The organism is Xanthomonas sp. BRIP62411, assembly GCF_003993525.1.
Classification (GTDB): domain Bacteria; phylum Pseudomonadota; class Gammaproteobacteria; order Xanthomonadales; family Xanthomonadaceae; genus Xanthomonas; species Xanthomonas euroxanthea.
In genome coordinates this window covers 102666-120761 of record NZ_QEZI01000012.1, presented here as the reverse complement: position 1 = coordinate 120761, position 18096 = coordinate 102666, and the positions used below count along the sequence as shown (strand labels likewise).

Annotated in this window: 14 protein-coding genes; 5 read left to right on the top strand and 9 right to left on the bottom strand. The window is 67.9% G+C overall.

Annotation, left to right across the window (positions count from 1 at the left end):
* Positions 1–23: 23 nt before the first annotated feature.
* The 5 genes from betT to EO139_RS10940 all read right to left on the bottom strand — a co-directional run bounded on the left by betT (position 24) and on the right by EO139_RS10940 (position 5381).
* Positions 24–2003 carry a choline BCCT transporter BetT gene (betT, locus tag EO139_RS10960; protein ID WP_104586014.1) on the bottom strand — a complete coding sequence of 660 codons (1980 nt, stop codon included), beginning with the start codon at positions 2001–2003 and terminating at the stop codon, positions 24–26.
* A 136-nt stretch (positions 2004–2139) separates the two neighbouring features.
* On the bottom strand, positions 2140–2877 hold the full coding sequence (locus tag EO139_RS10955) for an endonuclease/exonuclease/phosphatase family protein (protein ID WP_104533297.1): 738 nt from the start codon (positions 2875–2877) through the stop codon (positions 2140–2142).
* Positions 2878–2926: 49 nt separating this feature from the next.
* Positions 2927–3742, bottom strand: a complete 816-nt coding sequence (locus EO139_RS10950; RefSeq protein WP_126970586.1) for a thiol:disulfide interchange protein DsbA/DsbL — start codon at positions 3740–3742, stop codon at positions 2927–2929.
* A gap of 91 nt (positions 3743–3833) precedes the next feature.
* Entirely contained in the window at positions 3834–4484 is a 651-nt protein-coding gene (locus EO139_RS10945; protein WP_126970584.1) for a thiol:disulfide interchange protein DsbA/DsbL, read from the bottom strand.
* 96 nt (positions 4485–4580) lie between these two features.
* Positions 4581–5381 (bottom strand): c-type cytochrome, encoded by an 801-nt coding sequence (locus EO139_RS10940; protein WP_164739813.1) that lies wholly within the window; start codon positions 5379–5381, stop codon positions 4581–4583.
* A 144-nt stretch (positions 5382–5525) separates the two neighbouring features.
* On the opposite strand from EO139_RS10940, the gene yihA reads away from it, so the two are divergent.
* A complete protein-coding gene (gene yihA, locus EO139_RS10935; RefSeq protein ID WP_024939454.1) occupies positions 5526–6149 on the top strand; it encodes a ribosome biogenesis GTP-binding protein YihA/YsxC in 624 nt (207 codons plus the stop codon).
* Between the two features lie 73 nt (positions 6150–6222).
* Here the strand turns inward: yihA and EO139_RS10930 are convergent, their stop codons facing one another.
* On the bottom strand, positions 6223–7197 hold the full coding sequence (locus EO139_RS10930) for an MBL fold metallo-hydrolase (protein WP_126970582.1): 975 nt from the start codon (positions 7195–7197) through the stop codon (positions 6223–6225).
* A gap of 104 nt (positions 7198–7301) precedes the next feature.
* A complete protein-coding gene (locus EO139_RS10925) occupies positions 7302–8138 on the bottom strand; it encodes a helix-turn-helix transcriptional regulator (RefSeq protein WP_104649709.1) in 837 nt (278 codons plus the stop codon).
* 312 nt (positions 8139–8450) lie between these two features.
* Between EO139_RS10925 and EO139_RS10915 the strand changes: the two genes are divergently transcribed.
* Positions 8451–9815, top strand: coding sequence for a glutamate--cysteine ligase (locus tag EO139_RS10915; protein ID WP_104586009.1), 1365 nt, complete (start codon positions 8451–8453; stop codon positions 9813–9815).
* A gap of 121 nt (positions 9816–9936) precedes the next feature.
* Here EO139_RS10915 and EO139_RS10910 read toward each other — a convergent pair whose 3' ends face one another.
* Both EO139_RS10910 and EO139_RS10905 read right to left on the bottom strand, forming a co-directional pair.
* Positions 9937–11457, bottom strand: a complete 1521-nt coding sequence (locus EO139_RS10910) for an ATP-binding protein (RefSeq protein WP_126970580.1) — start codon at positions 11455–11457, stop codon at positions 9937–9939.
* Complete coding sequence (locus EO139_RS10905) at positions 11454–12173, bottom strand: response regulator transcription factor (RefSeq protein WP_104649706.1); 720 nt, start codon at positions 12171–12173, stop codon at positions 11454–11456. The genes EO139_RS10910 and EO139_RS10905 overlap by 4 nt, the downstream gene beginning before the upstream one ends.
* 137 nt (positions 12174–12310) lie before the next feature.
* Between EO139_RS10905 and EO139_RS10900 the strand changes: the two genes are divergently transcribed.
* From EO139_RS10900 to EO139_RS10890, 3 genes are all read left to right on the top strand, one after another.
* Positions 12311–13411 (top strand): glycosyltransferase, encoded by a 1101-nt coding sequence (locus tag EO139_RS10900; RefSeq protein ID WP_126970578.1) that lies wholly within the window; start codon positions 12311–12313, stop codon positions 13409–13411.
* Positions 13412–13638: 227 nt separating this feature from the next.
* Positions 13639–13938 (top strand): hypothetical protein, encoded by a 300-nt coding sequence (locus EO139_RS10895; protein ID WP_126970576.1) that lies wholly within the window; start codon positions 13639–13641, stop codon positions 13936–13938.
* Positions 13939–14301: 363 nt separating this feature from the next.
* The gene (locus EO139_RS10890) at positions 14302–17871 is read left to right on the top strand and encodes a PAS domain S-box protein (protein ID WP_241235950.1); all 3570 of its coding nucleotides are present in this window, start codon (positions 14302–14304) and stop codon (positions 17869–17871) included.
* Positions 17872–18096: the final 225 nt, after the last annotated feature.

Genomic DNA, 18096 nt, shown 5'->3' with positions numbered 1-18096 from the left:
GCGCACGCGGCAGCGGCGGCACCTCAGCGCGTGAGATGCAGGAACTGCAGGTGACGCTCGTATTGATCGATGATGTCGTTGATGATCTGTTCGCGGCTGTAACCGACCAGGTCGTAATCCTGGCTGCCTTCGTACAGATACACTTCGGCGCGGTAATAGCGTTGGTTGCGCAGGCGCTGCGCGGCAAATGACGGTGTCAGGTAGCCGCGCATCACCACCTGGTAGCGGAAGTCCTGCTGCTCGCCGTGGTCGACGCTGATCTCCATGTCGTCGTCGTCCAGCCGGCTGCTGACCTGCCAGCCTTCTTCCTGCAACTGCGCGGTGACCGCTTCGATCGCCGGGCGCACTTGGTCGTGCATGAAACGATAGACCTCATCGCGTGCCGGGAAGTGCATCGCCTGGCCCAGGCGTTGACGCCAGCCGCGGTGATGCCGCGATTGCCCGATCAGCGGGCTGGGGCTGTAGAGCTGCGCACGCTTGCGCTGCGATTCCTGGCTGAGCGCGCGCGACAGGCCCCAGGCCATCAGCAGCAACACCGCGGAGAACGGCAGCGAGGCCAGCACCACGGCCGATTTCAGCGCGTCCATGCTGCCGGCCAGCAACAGGCCGCCGGTCACCACCGCGGTGAGCACGCCCCAGAACACGCGCAGCCAGCGCGGGCCATCGTCGTGCGGTTCGCCGCCGTGGGAGGACAGCGTGGACAACACCACCGTGCCCGAATCGGCAGAGGTCACGAAGAACACGAAGCTGATCGCCACCGTCACCGTGATCACCGCGCGGCTCCACGGGTAGCCCTGCAGCAGCGCGTACAACACCGTCTCCGGTGCAGCGATGGCCTGTTGCGCCAGCGCACCCTGGCCGTGATGCAGCAACTGATCCAGCGCGCTGTTGCCGAAGATCGACAGCCACGCCAGGGTGAAGCCGAGCGGGATCAGCAGCACGCCGAGCACGAACTCGCGAACGGTGCGGCCGCGCGAAATGCGTGCGATGAACAGGCCCACGAACGGTGCCCAGCCGATCCACCATGCCCAGTAGAACACCGTCCAGTTGCCGAGCCAGTCGCTGCGGCCGCCGTAGGCGTACACATCGAAACTCTTGTTGACCACACTGCCAAGGTAGTCGCCCAGATTCTGCATCAGCGCGTTGAGCAGGTACTGCGTGGGGCCGGCGAACAGCATGAACAGCAGCAGCGCGATCGCCAGCAGCATGTTGATGTCCGACATCCAGCGCACACCTTTTTCCACGCCGGACACCGCCACCACGATCGCCGCCCCCATCATCGCCACGATCAGCGCGACCTGCACCCAATGGGCGTGCGGCACCTCCATCAAGGTGCTCAGGCCGGCGTTGAGATGCAGCACGCCAAAGCCCATGTCCGCGCCCAGGCCGAACACGGTGGCCACGATGCCCAGTGCATCCACGGTGTAGCCGATCGGCCCGTTGATGCGCTTGCCGATCAGCGGATACAGCGCCGAACGCAAGGCCAGTGGCAAATTGTGGCGGAACGCGAAATACGCCAGCGCCATCGCTGCCAGCGCAAACACGCCCCAGCCATGCAGGCCCCAATGCAGGAACAGCAATTGCATCGCCTGCCGCGCCGAGGCTTCACCGCTGCCGGTGCCGCCTTGCGGCGGTTGCAGGTAATGGGTGAGCGGTTCGGAGACGCAGAAGAAGAACAGCGTGATGCTGATGCCCGCAGCGAACAGCATGCCGGCCCAGGAGAGATAGCTGAATTCCGGCTCGTCGTGATCGGCGCCGAGCTTGATGTTGCCGTAGCTGGACAAGGCCACGCCGAGCACGAACACCAGATACACCGTCATCGCCAGCAGGTAGTACCAGCCGACATTGCGCGAGGCCCAGGTCTGCGCGTCCAGCAGCACACGGCCTGCATCCAGCGGAAACAACGACACCAGCAACGCAAACGTGCAGACCACGGTTGCCGCCAGCACGAACACCGGGCGCAGGGTGCGCACCGGCAAGGGTTGCGGCGCGACCGCACTCATGCCGACACACTCATAAGATGCGTATCACGTGCTGTGCTCCCAACGAAAAACCGCCTGCGTTATCGCACAGGCGGCGTCGAGGGGGTGTCATCGGTCGAGTCCGCCAGTGCGAACCCGTAGCCACTTTGCGTGGCTGTCAGCGCAGCAGGTGCAGCGGCACGCGGATATCCATGCCGACCGCAAGATGGTCGGAGAACGCTGCGGGAATCGCTTCGATATGTTCGATCGTCAGGCTGTCGCTGACCAGGATATGGTCGATCGCCCGGTCCGGACGCCAGCTCGGAAACGTATGCACCTCGCAGCTGGGCGGTTGCAAGCGCGTGTGCCGATACAGCGCCTGCATTTCCGGCCGGTCGGCCATGCAGTTGAAATCGCCCATCAACATCGCGTTGGGATGCTCGGACAACAACTCGGCGATGAAGGCCAGCTGCGCCATGCGCGAATTGGCGCCCAGCGACAGGTGCGCCACTGCCACCGCCAGGCCTTCGCGGCCCTGCCCGAACTTGGCCAGCAGGATGCCGCGCCCGCCGATCCGGCCGGGCAGGGCATGGTCCTGCACTTCCAGCGGTTCCAGCTTGCTGAGCAAGCCGTTGGCGCTGGAGGCGACCCCGCCCATGCGGCGGTTGGGCTGGTGGCTCCAGTAATGGAAGCCGGCGCGCTCGGCCAGATAGTGGGTCTGGTTGGTAAAGCCCGAGCGCAGGCTGCCCGGGTCGGCCTCCTGCAGGCCGACGATGTCGCGCTCGCCGGCCAGCTTGGCGATGCTGTCCAGGCTGGTGCGCTTGCTGCCCAGCGGCAACGCATGCGACCAGCTGCGCGTGACGTAGTCGCTGTACCGGCGGGTGCTGGAGCCGGCCTGGATATTGGCCGTCAGCACCCGCAGGGTGCGCGAATCCGAAGCGTTCACAGGGCTGCGATCGACAGGATCACTTGGCCAGCGTGGCGCGTTCGCGCGCGATCAGGTGATCGGCGATGCGCAGCATGTCCGGGAAGCTCTGGCCCTTGACCAGGTACTTGCCGTTGACGATCAGCGACGGGGTGCCGGTGAGCTTGCTGCGGGTGGCGAACTGCTTGGCACGGTTGGTCTTGGCCGACACGCCGAAGCTGCTCATGGTGTCGATGAAGGTTTTCTGGTCCACGCCGTACTTGGCGTAGAACGCGGCGATGTCCTGCACCGAATCCTTGCCGCGCTCGCCCTTGAGGGTCTGCTCGGTGTGGATGGCCTTGTACAGCGCTTCGTGGGTCTTCTCCTGTACGCCCAGGGTTTCGGCGGCGTAGAACGCACGGCCGTAGTCGTCCCACGGGCCGCCGAACATCGCCGGCACGTAGACGAAATGCACGTCCGACGGCAGGCCGGCCTTCCACGGCCCGATCAGCGGCTGGAACGCGTTGCAGGCGGGGCAGACATAGCCGAAGACTTCGGCCACTTCGATCTTGCCGGCAGCCTGCTGGTAGGGCTGGCCGCCTTCGATATCAAGATAATCGGTGCCGGCGACCGGCTCGGGGCCGTTCGGCGCCCGCGGTGCGGCGCTGGGGGCGGCGGCCGGCGGGGTGCTGGCGCTCTCGCCCACCGCAGGCGGTGCGGCGGGGTCGGCGGCCGGCGTGGCAGCGGCCGGAGCAGGTGCCGTCTTGGCGGCCGGCGTGGTGGCGGCAGGTGCGGTATCGGACGAGCCGTCCTGGGCCTTGCAGGCGACCAGGATCGGCAGCAGCGCCATCAGCGTCAGGGCGAAGCGGGTCTTCATCGGATTGGATCTCCAGCGTGGGGCGAGGAAAGGGCCGGACGGCCGCGGGGCGCATGATGCCACGGGCGGCCGTTGGTGGCGGTTACGCGGTTCAGCGCTTGGCAGGCGCGGCGTGTTCGCGGGCGATCAGGTAATCGGCCACGCGCAGCATGTCCGGGTAATTGCGCGCGCCGATCAGGTAGCGCCCGTTGATGATGATGGCCGGGGTGCCCGGGAGCTTGCTGCGCTTGGCGAATTCGCGCGCCGCATCGAGCCTGGCATCCACCGCCTGGCTCTTGTAGGTCTCTATGAAGCGCTGCTGCGGCACGCCGTAGCCGGCGTAGAACGCGGCCAGTTCCTCCGGGGCGACGTTCTGGGTCGGCACGGTCTGCTTTTCGTGGATGGCCTCGAACATGGCGCGATGGCTGCGCTTGGCCACGCCCAGGATGTCGGCGGCGAAGTAGGCGCGTGCGAACGCATCCCAGAACCCGCCGAACGCCGCCGGCACCGGGGTGAAGCGCACATAGGACGGCTGCTTGGCCACCCAGGCCTCCAGGGTGGGCTCGAAGTGCGCGCAGTGCGGGCAGGTGTAGCCGAACACTTCGGTCACTTCGACCTTGCCGGCCAGCGGCGCGTACGGCTGGCCGCCGTCGATCACGATGTAGTCGTCGCCTTCCACCGGCGGGGCGTTCTTGTCGGCGGCGCAGGCCGCCAGCGGCAGCAGCACCAACAGCATCAGGGACAGACGGGAAAGCAGATTCATGCGGGCTCCGTGGGGATGGGGAGGGGAGAGCGGGAAACGACGACGCCGGTCGCGGGACCGGCGTCGTGACACGGTGTGGCGATTGCGGCAGTCAGTTCATGAGCGTGCGGGCGTTGCTGCGGGTGGCTGCTGCGCGGCGGCCGCATCGTCGGCGCGGTCGTGCAGACCCTGCAGATAGCTGGCCAGCGCCTGGATCTCCTGCTCGGTCAGCGGGTGCGCCACCTGCGCCATGATATTGAACAGCGCCGGGTTGCGCTCCTGGGTGGTGCCGGCCTGGTATTCCTTCAGGCGCCGCGCCACGTACTCGGCATGCTGGCCGCCCAGGCGCGGATACGCCGGGCCCGGATTGCCGCTGCCGGCCGGGCCATGGCAGGCCATGCAGGCCGGCACGCCGCGTGCGATGTCGCCGCCGCGGTAGAGCTTTTCGCCGACCTCGTAGAACTTCAGCCCCTGGTACGGCCCCTCGTTGACCACCGCGTCGTCGGCCACGCCGGCTGCGGATTTCTGCGTGGCGAAGTAGGCGCCCAGGTCGCGCATGTCCTGCGCGGTAAGGTCCTTGACGAACGGCACCATCACCGCCGACATGCCGGTATTGCGCTCGCCGCTGGCGATCAGGGCGACCTGGTGCGCCACGTAACGCTCGGTCTGGCCGGCAATGCGTGGGTACATGGCCACCGCCGGGTTGCCGTCCGGGCCGTGGCAGGCCGCGCAGGCGGCGGCCTTGGCCTGGCCGGCCTTGGCATCGCCCCAGGTGGTCTTGGACAGGTCCACCTCCAGCGGGGCAATGCGCACCGGCGGCGGATCGGGGATCGGCGTGACTGCCGATTGCGCAAACGCCACGGCGGCAATGACCGGTACGGCGACGGCGGCGAGGACTAGCACACGAGCATGGCGCATCAGCTAAAGCTCCGTATGGACCCGGCCCGCGCGCGTTGGGTGCTGGCTGTGGCAGGCGTGCTTCGATTATCGACACGCCTTTGCGCCAGGGTCAACGAACAGTGCAGCAAAACCGTCAGGCCCCGAACGTGCGATCCTAGGGAGATGTCGCTCCTTATCGAACAAGCCCGCTACCACCTGTCCGCCCATAACGCCCGGCAATTGCCCGACGATGGCGGCTACGAGGTCGCCTTCGCCGGCCGCTCCAACGCCGGGAAATCCAGCGCGCTCAATGCGTTGACCCGCCAGAACGCGCTGGCCCGCGTGTCCAAGACCCCTGGCCGCACCCAGCAACTGGTGTTCTTCCAGATCCAGCCCGAGCGCTATCTGGTGGATCTGCCCGGTTACGGCTACGCCAAGGTGCCGCAGGACCTGCAGGCGCATTGGCAGGCCTTCATCGACCGCTATTTCCGCACCCGCGAGGCCTTGCGCGGGCTGGTGGTGGTGATGGACATCCGCCATCCGCTCAAGGATTACGACCTGCAGATGCTCGGCTATGCGGCCGAGCGCGGCCTGCCCGCGCATGGGTTGCTGACCAAGGCCGACAAGCTCGGCCGTGGCCAGCAGATGCAGACCCTGCAGAAGGTCAAGAAGGAAGTGACCTCGCGCTTCGGCGACAGCGTGACCGTGCAGACCTACTCGGGCGAGTCGCGCCAGGGCGTGGACGAGTTGCGCGGCATCGTCGGCGGCTGGCTGGGCCTGGACGTAGCGGCGCCTGCCGCAGAGTGAGCCGGGCCGGGCTGGCGGATGACGCCTGGCCCTGCAGACAGCCCACAACGGCGAGCCAGGGCTCGCCGTTTTTTCATTGTGGCACCGGGCCGAACTCGGTCGGCACCCAGGCGAACGCGGCGCCCTCGCGGCGGACATGGCCCAGGCCCGGGAACGGCAGATGCGCGCCGGCCACCCACCAGCGGCCGTCGGCGGCCTGCGCCAGCAGGCGACGCCGTGAGGCGATTGCCTTGGTGCGATCGCTGTCGGCCTCGAACGACGCGTCCGGCTGGGCAAACTGCACGGCGTGGTAGTGCAACACATCGCCCCACACCAGCAGGGTGCTGCCAGCGCCGCCGTCGAAGCGGTAGGAGACGTGGCCGGGCGTGTGGCCCTGGCTGTCCAGGGCGGTGATGCCGGCCGGCAATGTGGTTTTGCCCGGCTGGAAACGGCGCAGCCGACCCTGGGCCTGATAGGGCGCGACGGCCGCGCGCGCCAACGGGAAGGCGAACTGCAGCGTCGGCGCGGCAGCGGCCTCCGAGGCGGGATCCAGCCAGTACGCGGCATCGGCGTCGGACAGCCACACCGTGGCGTTGGCAAAGGCCGGTGTGCCCTGCGCATCGAGCAGGCCGCACAGGTGGTCCGGATGCGCGTGGGTGAGCAGCACATCGTCGACCTGGGCGGGGTCGACACCGGCGGCGCGCAGGTTGGCCAGCACCTGGCCCAGGCCGGGCCCCAGGCACTGCGCGGTGCCGGTATCGACCAGGCTGAGGTGGCTGCCGTCCTGGATCAGGTAGGCGTTGACTGCGGTCTGCAGCCCCTTGGCGTCTTCAGGCACGTAGCCCCGCGCAAGCAGGCGGTCGCGCTCTGCCGGGTCCACATTGGACAGTTGTTGACGCGTCAGCCCCACGCGGCCGTCGAACAACGCGGTGACGCGCAGCGTGCCGATGTGCTGCAGGTAGAAGCCGGGAACCTGCGCGTGGGGGGATGCGGGCGCAGCGGCGTGCGCCAGCGTGGTGCTTGCGGCCAGTAACAGCGGCACCAGCGTACGCAGGACGGAAACAGACATGAGCAACTCCAGGACAGGCGGCAACTGCCGCGGTGTCGCCATGCTGGCGGCAGCGAGCTGCGCGATTCGCTCAATGCGCTGCGCCAAGCGCTCGCGTTGGCGCCCTAGCGGCTATTGCCGATGCTGGCCGGGTCCAGCCCGTAGCGCTGCTGGAAGCGCTGGCTGAAGCTGCGGGTGGAGCGATAGCCGGCGCGCGCGGCCACGGTCTTGAGCGGCCAGCGCGTGCTGTAGAGCAGGGCCATCGCGTGCGCCAGCCGCGCATCGGTGATCAGTTCGCGCAGCGAGCGTTGTTCGGCGGCCAGATGCCGGCGCAAGGTGGCGCCACTGATGCCCAGGCTGTCTTCGATATCGCGCGAGCGCCACGCCCGCTGCGGTTGCGCGACGATCAGCGTACGCACCTGCTCGGCGATGCTTGGCGCCGGCGGCAGCAGCAGGCCGCCATGGCCGCGACGGCACACGTGGATGACCAGTGAGGCCAGCGCCAGGCGTGCTTCGGTATACAGGCCGCGTTGCAGCGCATCGCGCCATTGCCGCAGCGGCAGTGCGACATCGATCGCCGGCAGCCGCGCGATGTCGGCGCCGGCCTCGGGCAGCGGCTCGTTCCACAACGCGCGCGCAGCGGCCAGTGCCTCCTCGCACAGGGGTACCACCGCGCTCATGTAGAGCCCGGTCTGCGGGTCGGGCGTGTTGATCAGATCGATCCGGCAACGGCGCGTTGCCAGGAACAGATCGCCCGGCACGAGTTGCAGCGACTGGGTCGCGCTGCGCACCTGTTGGCGGCCCTGCAGCACAATCGCGAACTGCGGCTGGGTCAGGTCCACCGAGCGCGCCCCGTGTTCGCGCCGTGCGCTCACGCAGGCGTAGCCGTCGGCGCGCTCGCAGTGCATCAGAGTGGTCATCTGCGCGAGCAGGGCGTCGGTGGGTGTGGGCGCAACGGTCATGGCCGGGCGATGCTACAGGATCGCGGGTGCGCGGCCTGGGTGATCGAACGCCGTGCATCCTGCCTGCGGGGATTTGCGGGTGTCCGCGTTCAGCGTGAACGGCTGCGGTCTGCCGCACCCTCCGTCACGCCTGCCCTCGGGCGGTGGGGTCGCGCTTGCTGCTGCGTCGGCCACGCCGTGCGCATGGATGGAAATCTCAGACCCGGTCGATGGCAGCAATTCTTTCCATGCCCTGCGGTTATAGTGCGGGCCTTGCGGTGGCAGGGGAGGATCCCCACATCGTTCCCCTAAATTTTTCCTGCGAGCCTGCCCTTGTCGAGTCCCAGCCACGTTGCCGAAACGCCGATCACCGAACGCGCGGAACTGGTCCAGGTGCTGGCCTCCGGCGAGAAGCCCAGTGCTGACTGGCGGATCGGCACCGAGCACGAAAAGTTCGGCTTCCAGCTCGACGACCTGCGCGCGCCCACGTTCGAAGGCGCGCGCGGCATCCAGGCGCTGCTGACCGGCCTGACCCGCTTTGGCTGGGAGCCGGTGCAGGAAAACGGCCACACCATTGCGCTGCTGCGCGACGGCGCCTCGGTGACGCTGGAGCCGGCCGGCCAGCTGGAGCTCTCCGGCGCGGCGGTGGAAACCCTGCATCACACCTGCGTGGAAACCGGCACCCATCTGGACGAAGTGGCCCAGGTGGCCGGCGAGTTGCAGCTGGGGTTCCTGGGCATGGGTTTCCAGCCGAAGTGGCGCCGCGACCAAATGCCGTGGATGCCCAAGGGCCGCTACCAGATCATGAAGAACTACATGCCCAAGGTCGGCTCGCTCGGCCTGGACATGATGACCCGCACCTGCACCGTGCAGGTCAACCTGGATTACGCCACCGAAGCGGACATGGTGAAGAAGTTCCGCGTGTCGCTGGCGCTGCAACCGATCGCCACCGCGTTGTTCGCCGATTCGCCGTTCACCGAAGGCAAGCCGAACGGCTACCTGAGCTACCGCTCGCACATCTGGACCGACACCGACGCCGATCGCACCGGCATGCTGGATTTCGTGTTCGAAGACGGCTTCGGCTACGAGCGCTACGTCGATTACCTGCTCGATGTGCCGATGTATTTTTCCTACCGCGACGGTGTCTATGTCGACGCCAGCGGGCAGAGCTTCCGCGATTTCATGCAGGGCCGGTTGCCGGCACTGCCGGGCGCGTTGCCGACGCTGCGCGATTGGTCCGATCACATGACCACCGCGTTCCCGGAAGTGCGTCTGAAGAAGTACCTGGAAATGCGCGGCGCCGACGCCGGCCCGTGGGATCGGCTGTGCGCGCTGTCGGCATTCTGGGTCGGCTTGCTGTACGACGACACCGCGCTTGATGCGGCCTGGGATCTGGTCAAGGATTTCAGCACCGCCGAGCGTCACGCGCTGCGCGACGGGGTGCCCAGGCAGGCACTCGGCCTGCCGTTCCGCAACGGCACGCTGCGCGAGCTGGCGGTGGAAGCGGTCAAGATCGCCCGCGAGGGCCTGCGCCGGCGGGCGCGGCTGAATGCCGATGGCCAGGACGAGACCGGCTTTGTGGACGTGATCGCCGAGATCGCCGAGAGCGGCGTGACCGCCGCCGAGCGCAAGCTGGCGCTGTATCACGGCGCATGGAACGGCGATATCGATCGGGTGTTCCGCGAGTTCGCGTACTGAGCGCTTGCGGAGAGCCGTAGCGCCTCGCCGGGCAGTCGCGCGGCGCGTTGCTGGCAGGCATGGACCCGGGCGCGGCGGTACCGCCGAGCGCGCGTGCGCAAAACCGCATTCCCGCCCGGCTTTAGCGCCGCTCCGGCATGCACGGCAGGCGCACCGTCACGCGTAGGCCGCCACCTGCTGCACGGTTGTCCAGGCGCAGGTCGCCGCCATGCGCCAGCACGATGCTGTGCGCCACCGACAAGCCCAGCCCGATGCCGCCGGTGTCGCGATTGCGCGAGGACTCGCCGCGCACGAAGGGCAGCAGCAACTGGTCGCGCTGGGTCGGGTCGATGCCGGGGCCGTCGTCGTCGATCCACAGCACGCCGTCCTCGCCATCGCGCTGCAGCTGCAGGCGTGCGCGCTTGCCGTACTTCAGCGCGTTCTCCAGCAGATTCATCACCGCCCGACGCAATGCCAGCGGGTCGCCATCCAGGGTGATTTCCGGGCCGGGCAGCAGTTCGGCATCGGCACCGATGTCGGTGGCATTGTCGACCACGCTTTCCACCAGCAGGCGCAGATCCAGCGGCGCGCGCTTGCCGCGGTGGCGATCGTTCTGGATGAAATCCAGCGCGGCGGAAATCATCGCCTTCATCTCGTCGATGTCGGCCAGCGCCTTGTCGCGCAACGGTGGCTGCAGGCCGTCCAGGCGGAACGACAGGCGTGCCAGCGGCGTGCGCAGGTCGTGCGCGATCGCCGCCACCATATGGGTGCGTTCGTTGATCAGGCGATTCAGGCGTGCCTGCATCGCATTGAACGAGTCGGCCGCGCGCACGATCTCCGGCGGGCCGCTGCGTTGCAGTGCGGCCGCATCCGGATTGCGGCCCAGCCGGTCGGCGGCCTCGGCAAAGCGCTTGATCGGCGCCGACAGCGCACGCGAGAACCACCACGCCAGCGGCACGTTGGCCAGCAGGCCGGCCAGGAACAGCAGCACCACGTGGGTCTTGAACTCGGCCGACAGCTGCCGTGGCGGCGATTCGACCGTACGCCAGCGGCCATCGGGCTGCTGCAGCGCGGCGGTGAAGCCATCCAGCAACGGCACGCCCGGGGTCAGCCGCTCGCTTTCCCAGGCGGCGGGGGGAGCGTCCGGACCCAGCCCGTTGCCGACCGGCGGGATGCCGGGGGCAGGGTCGCCCGGCCAGGCGCCTGCCGCTGGCGGCGATCGCTGCGCGGCATCGCGGCGATTGCCGGCGGGGCTGGCATCGGCGCCAGCGGCCCCGGGGCGCTGCGGCTGGTCAGGCATTGGCGGCCGCGCCATGCCGAGCTGCGGGCCCTGGCGATCGTCGGCGCTGCGGTAGAAGCGCACGCGCTGTTCGGGGACATCCAGCCAATGGGCCAGCAGCATTTCCGCAAACCCATCGCGCACATGGCCTGCCGGCGGCAGCGGGGCCTGGGCCGATTCGCGCACCGTCAGGGTCTGGGTGCCGGCCGGCATGCGGGTGGACAGCAGCGCCACCACCTCCGGCGGATGCACCGGCGGCTCGTAGACCGGGGTGCGCATCACCAGCAGCGCGATGCCGACCGCCTGGGCGGTGAGCAGCGCCACCGCCAGCAACACGAAGGTACGGGCAAAGATCGACAGCCCGCGACGTGCCGGTTTGCTCACAGACGCGAAACGCCCGGCAGCAACATGTAGCCCTCGTTGCGCACGGTGCGGATCAACTCGGTATGCACGCGCTCGTTGATCTTGCGGCGCAGGCGGCTGATCTGGCTGTCGATGGCGCGGTCGTAGACGTCGGTGTCGCGGCCACGGGCGTAGTCAAGCAACTGGTCGCGGCTCAGCACCCGCTGCGGATGCTCGACGAAGGTGCGCAGCAATGCGAACTCGCCATCGGACAGGTTGATGAAGATGCCGGTGGGGTCGCGCAGGTCGCGGCGGACCACGTCCAGCCGCCAGCCGGCAAACTCGTAGACGTTGCCGCGCTGGTCGGCCTGCTCGCTGCTGGCCTGGCTGCGGCGCAGCAGGGCGCGCACCCGTGCCAGCAGCTCGCGCGGATTGCAGGGTTTGGCCAGGTAATCGTCGGCACCCACTTCGAGGCCGATGATGCGGTCGGTGTCGTTGCCCAGCGCGCTGAGCATGATGACCGCAGGTGAACCACGCTCGCTGGCCAGCGCACGCGCTGCGCTCAGGCCGTCTTCTCCCGGCATCATCACGTCGAGTACGATGAGGTCCGGGCGGCGCTGCGCGATGCGCTTGCGCATCTCCGCCACGTTTTCGGCAACCTCGACCTGGTAGCCGTGGGCGCTGAGGAACTCGCCGATCAGCTTGCGCAGGTCCGGGTCGTCGTCGACCACGAGAACGCAGGGTTGTTGCATGTCCATGGAGGTCATCGTCGGTGGCGCGGAGCTTGGCCCGCGCAGGGTGGTGGCTACCGGATACATGGTGCTCGCAGTTGCAAGGCTGGAGCACGCATCATAATGATTGAATTTGTCAACCTTTGGCACACGCGTGACGCACCATGACAGAACGGAACATCGTGCAGGAAACCGGGCAAACGACGCTGCGCCGCTGCAATGGCGAGTGTACGCATGACAAGGCGTTTCCGATGATGCGGGTGATCAGCCGCGACAACGGCGTGGGCCTGACCCGGGACATGGTGCTGATGGCGCAGACGCTGCGCGCCGGCGGCATCCCGGTGCAGGAAGTGGGCTTCACCAGTCAGCGGCTGCACGACACCGCGCGCGAAGCCCGTCTGTGGGCCAGTCGCGCGCTGTTCGGGCGGGTGCCGGTGCAGATCTTTTCCGAGCGTGTGTATGCGCGCTGCCTGCCGCTGGGCCAGACCAACCTGCTGGTGCCCAATCCGGAGTGGTTGCTGCCCAAGTGGCTGCCACGGTTGCCGCAGTTCGACGCGGTGCTGTGCAAGACCCATCACGCGGAACGGATTTTTCGCAGCCTGGGCTGCACCACGCGGTTCATCGGCTTCACCAGCCCGGATCGCCACGATGCGCAGGTCCCGCGTCAGCGTGCGTTCTTCCACCTGGCCGGGCGTAGCACCGCCAAGGGCACCCAGGTGCTGCTGGAAACCTGGCAACGGCATCCGGAATGGCCGCTGCTGACGGTGGTGCAGAGCCCGCGTACCGCCGGCAAGCCGGTGGTGGCGCCGAACATCGACCACCGCGTCCGCTATCTCGACGATGCCGAACTGCGGCGGCTGCAGAACGCGCATCTGTTCCATCTCTGCCCGTCCGAGGCCGAAGGCTTCGGGCATTACCTGATGGAAGCGCTGAGCGTGGGCGCGGTGACCCTGGCCACCGACGGTGAGCCGATGAACGAACTGGTCAGGCCCGAGCACGGCGTGCTGATCCCGGTGGCCGAGGTGCGCCAGCGGCGTCTGGCGTCGTACTACTACGTGGATGCGGCGGGCATCGCGCAGGCGGTGGAAACCGCGCTGGCGTTGCCACAGGCGCAGCTGGATCGGTTGTCGGCCAATGCACGCGCGTTCTACCAGGCCAACAATGCCGCATTCGCAGCGCGCTTTCGCAATGCGGTGCTGGCGTCGTTGCCCGCAGATGTGGCGGACCTCAGCGCGGGCGTGGCCCCGGCGATCGTCGAAAACTGACACGTTCGCCCGGCCTGGTCTTCAGCACGGTCCGGGCACATCGCCTGCAGTGCCCGCGTGGTTGCAGACCTTGTGCGCTGCGTGGCGGCGTACGCCAGCGGACGGCGCGCAGCGGCAAATGCACGACATGGCGCGATGCGACGCTCTCCCTGACCAAGCGGGGACGTCCCGCAGTGCCATGTGCGTGCAGGACGCGCATGTGCGCCATCCAGCCAGGGAGATCGACGATGGTCCAGACACGCACCACAGCCGCCATCACCGCACTGCTGGCAGTGCTCGGCCTGGGCGGCTGCGCCAGTTTCTGCGGCGCGCCTGCCGGCGGGCCACCGCCGCCGCCTGCGCCGCCACAGGCACGTCGTGGCCCGCCACCCCATGATTCCGACTTCGACGCCGCGTTGCAGGCCTGTGCCACCGTGCAAGGCATCGCATGGGCTGCGCCTGACGCATCGTCCCTCGGCCCGCCATCGCCAGCGCTGCTGCAATGCCTGCAGGCCCAGGGTTTCGGGCCGCCGCCCCGGCATGGCTGATCCTGCTGGTGTGGAGATCACGTCCACCGTCGCTGCCAGCTACCCACGGCGATGCTGCAGCTGGTGAACTCCGCACGTGCGACAGTCGCCCTGCTCGCTGTAATGCGCAACCCGAGCGAAGCGGACGCTTGCCGCGCTTGGCGGTCTCTGCACCGGAGGTCCGGCAGCCGGCAGGCCGAATTAAACGATTCCCCTCGGCTTCGCTTCAGCCGTCTTGTCCGCACGCGCGGCACCGGCAACAACCCGCTGTGTCGAGCACGCTACTGACAAGCCCTTCGCCATCGAGTGCGCACTGTGTGGGCTCACCCGGTACGAATGATTGATCACGATGGGCGCAGGCCAGGGCCGGACACGATGAGTGCCATGCCCGACAACACCAGGCAGGACAACGCGGCACTGCAGGACGAACTCGCCGGCATGCGTCGCCTGCATGCCTTGCAGGTCAGCCTGGCGGCACAGGCCGACGCCCGTATCGCGCTGCAGGACATCACAGCGCTTGCCTGCGTCTTCGCGCGTACCGACTGCGGCTGCGTGCAACTGGTCAGCGCACACAACAGTGAGATGGAGTTGCGCGTCTATCGCGGACATGACGAACGCAGCGCCTTCGTCCAGCAATTCCTGAAAGACGGTTTCCAGGCCACCTGCGACACCGTGCGGCGCGAACGCCGGCAGTTGGTGATCGAGGACATCGAAACCTTCACCCCGTTGAAGGGAACGCCCGATTACGAGGCAGCGCTGTGCAGCGGCATCCGTGCTGCCCAGTTCACACCGTTGTTCAATCGTGCCGGTGGCCTGCTGGGATTGCTCGGAACCCAGTTCACCGTGCCGTATCGGCCCGCGGAACACGAACTCAGATTGCTCGAACTGCTCGCATGGACGGCCGCCGACTACATCGAGCGCCATCGGGCCGAGCTGGCATTGCGCACCAGCGAGTCGCGGCTGGCCGCGCTGTCGGCGGCAAGTTCCGAGGTGCATTACCGCATGAGTGCGGACTGGGACGAGATGCACCAGCTGACCGCCGGCACGCGCGCCGCCGATGCGCCGGCGACCAGCCGTTCGTGGATCATGGATTACATTCCCGCAGAGGATCAGGCGCTGGTGCGCAGCAGGATCGATGCAGGAATCCGCTCGCGCAGCGCGATCGTGTTCGAGCACCGGGTACGACGCGCCGATGGCAGCATTGCGTGGATGGCGACCAAGGCGGTCCCGGCACTGGATGCGGAGGGACGCATCACCGAGTGGTTCGGTGCCGGAACCGACGTCACGGCGCGCAAGCAGGCCGAGGAATGCCTGCGCGATAGCGAGGCGCGGCTGACGTACGTGCTCGACCAGGTCCCCATCGGGATCGGCCTGTTCGATCTGCAAGGTCGCTTCACCTACCGGAATCCACAACTGCGGGACCAGCTGGCCGCACGGGTCCCCTCGTGCGCGCCGCCGCTGGAGCAGCCGCGCGCCGGTGTCGATCAGCAAGGGCAGGCGGTTGCGATCCAGGACTTTCCCTGCGCCCGCGCGCTGCGTGGCGAAGACACGATCGCGCCGGTGGACTTCCTCGACCCCCATGACGCTGCACAGCGCTGGTTGCGGATTACCGCAGTGGCGCTGCGCGAAGCCGGCCGCGTCACCGGTGGCGTTGCAGTGTTGCAGGATGTCACTGCGCAACGCCGGGTGCAGATGGAGGTGGGTGCGCTTGCCGAGCGCAATCGCGACATTCTCGAAAGTATTTCCGACGCGTTCTACGGCGTCGATGCGGACGGGCGCTTCACCTACATCAACCAGAAGGCCGAGTTGCTGTGGGGGCGCGCGCGCGATCAATTGCTCGGGACCTTGTTGTGGGAACAATTTCCCGATTCGATCGGGTCGCTGCCGTATCAGGCCTATGTGCAGGCGTCGCAGACCCGCCAGGTGGTCAGGCTGGAAACCGTGTCGCCGGCATTGGGGTACTGGGTGGATGTCAGCATCTACCCCACCAACGATGGCGGAATGTCGGTCTACTTTCGCGACATCTCCGACAAGCGCCGGGCCGACGAGCGGCTGCGTGCCAGCGAAGAACGCTTCCGCACCGCGTTGACGATCGAAACCGTCGGCGCGACGTATTTCGACATGGGCGGTCGCCTCACCGATGCCAACGACACGTTCTTGAAGATGAGCGGCTACAGCCGTGCCGACGTGGAAGCGGGCACGCTTTCCTGGCAGGCGCTGACGCCAGCCGAATTCAGGGGCGTGTGCGAGCAGGCCTTCGAGGAGCTCAAGAGCAAGGGAAGTGCCACGCCTTACGAGCGCCAATATCTGTGCAAGGACGGAACCCGGCGCTGGGCCCTGTTTGCGTCCAAGTGCCTGCCGGATGGCACCGGCTTCGAGTTTGTACTCGACATCACCGACCGCAAGCTCACCGAGGCGGCGCTACGCGAGGTGCAGGACCGCAATGCCTTCCTGCTGAAACTCTCCGACGCCTTGCGGCCGCTGCCCGATCCGGCCGCCATCCCGGCCGAGGCCGCGCGCGTGCTCGGCGAGCATCTGAACGCCGGCCGCGCCTACTACGTGGACGTGGATGCCAGGGCGCACCAGTACGTGGTTGAACGCGACTGGCATCAACCCGATGAAACCAGTCATGCGCATCGCTTCGCGTCGACGGACTGGCCGATGCCCTGGCTGCTCGACGCGCAGACCTGGGTGGTGCGCGATGCCGTCGCTGACCCTGCATTGCCCGACGATCGGCGCCCGGCCGATGCGGGCCACGAGATCGGCGCGCTGATCGTGGTGCCGCTGATCAAGGGCGGGCAGCTGGTGGCCACCTTCGTGGTCAATCAACGGACCGCGCGTAACTGGAGTGCGGCCGAGATCCGCCTGGCGGAGGAGACCGCCGAGCGCACCTGGGCGGCGCTGGAGCGCGCGCGCGCGCAGGCCGCGCTGCTCGAAAGCGAAGAGCGCTACCGGGTGATCGTGGAGAGCGCGCTCGACTACGCAATCTTTACCACCGATACGCGCGGACATATCCAGACCTGGCCGCCGGGTGCCGAAGCGGTCTTCGGCTGGACCGCCGAGGAGGCGATCGGCCAGCACATCGCAATGACCTTCGTGGCCGAGGACCGTCTCACCGGCGTGCCGCAGCGCGAGATCGAGCAGGCGCATTACACCGGCGGCGCGCCGAATGTTCGCTGGCATCAACGCAAGGATGGCCGGCGCGTGTTCATCGAAGGCGCGACGCGGCCGCTGCGCGACGGCCGCGCCGAGCCGCTGGGCTATCTCAAGATCGGCCAGGACGTGACCCGGCGACGGCAGTGGGAAGATCGCCAGCAGGTGCTGCTGGCCGAGCTGCAGCACCGCACCCGCAATCTGATGGGGGTGGTGCGCGTGGTCTTCAATCGCACGCAACGCAGCAGCACGACCATCGCCGAGCTGACGCTGATCTATAACGACCGCCTGGACGCCCTGGCGCGTGTGCAGGGGCTGCTGTCGCGCCTGAACGAAGGCGATCGCATCCTGTTCGATGAATTGATCCGGGCCGAGCTGTCGGCGATGGGCGCGATCGATGCGCACGGCCGTGGCGACCGCGTCACCCTGGACGGCCCGGACGGCGTGCGTCTGCGCTCCAGCACCGTGCAGACCTTCGCGCTGGCCCTGCACGAACTGGCCACCAACGCCACCAAGTACGGCGCGCTTGCACAGGCCGGCGGACAGTTGCAGGTGCGTTGGCGCTTGCTGCGTCCGGCCCAGGGCACCCGCCTGCGCATCGAGTGGAGCGAGACCGGCGTGCACATGCCGGCGCCTGGCGAGGCGCCGCAAGGGTCCGGCTACGGCCGCGAGTTGATCGAACGTGCGCTGCCGTACCAATTGCAGGCCGAGACCACCTACGTGATGGGGCCGGACGGGGTGCGCTGCACCATCGAACTCCCGGTGTCGGAGAGCATGCGCCTGGACAGCGACGAGGGCTGACACTGCGTGCTGCGCCTGCACATGCCTGCCAGTGCCGTGCTGCAGTGCGACGACAGCGGCTGCCGGCGCGCGGAATCCGCAGCACCCCGATACAACGCGTGGATCACCGGCAGGCGCCTGAATGGACGTGCAGCGCCATGGCTGACGCGAAAGGTGTCGCAACGGACGACCGGCCCCGGCTGCGGCCGCCCCGGCTTTGTTCGAGCGGGCGTGTCCGCAGGCGTG

Excerpts from the sequence above, each read along its gene's own strand:
- EO139_RS10900 (WP_126970578.1), top strand. The coding sequence starts at position 12,311 with ATGACAGAACGGAACATCGTGCAGGAAACCGGGCAAACGACGCTGCGC.
- EO139_RS10925 (WP_104649709.1), bottom strand. The coding sequence starts at position 8,138 with ATGACCGTTGCGCCCACACCCACCGACGCCCTGCTCGCGCAGATGACC.
- EO139_RS10905 (WP_104649706.1), bottom strand. The coding sequence starts at position 12,173 with ATGGACATGCAACAACCCTGCGTTCTCGTGGTCGACGACGACCCGGAC.
- yihA (WP_024939454.1), top strand. The coding sequence starts at position 5,526 with ATGTCGCTCCTTATCGAACAAGCCCGCTACCACCTGTCCGCCCATAAC.
- EO139_RS10890 (WP_241235950.1), top strand. The coding sequence starts at position 14,302 with ATGCCCGACAACACCAGGCAGGACAACGCGGCACTGCAGGACGAACTC.
- betT (WP_104586014.1), bottom strand. The coding sequence starts at position 2,003 with ATGAGTGCGGTCGCGCCGCAACCCTTGCCGGTGCGCACCCTGCGCCCG.
- EO139_RS10930 (WP_126970582.1), bottom strand. The coding sequence starts at position 7,197 with ATGTCTGTTTCCGTCCTGCGTACGCTGGTGCCGCTGTTACTGGCCGCA.
- EO139_RS10945 (WP_126970584.1), bottom strand. The coding sequence starts at position 4,484 with ATGAATCTGCTTTCCCGTCTGTCCCTGATGCTGTTGGTGCTGCTGCCG.
- EO139_RS10940 (WP_164739813.1), bottom strand. The coding sequence starts at position 5,381 with ATGCGCCATGCTCGTGTGCTAGTCCTCGCCGCCGTCGCCGTACCGGTC.
- EO139_RS10895 (WP_126970576.1), top strand. The coding sequence starts at position 13,639 with ATGGTCCAGACACGCACCACAGCCGCCATCACCGCACTGCTGGCAGTG.
- EO139_RS10950 (WP_126970586.1), bottom strand. The coding sequence starts at position 3,742 with ATGAAGACCCGCTTCGCCCTGACGCTGATGGCGCTGCTGCCGATCCTG.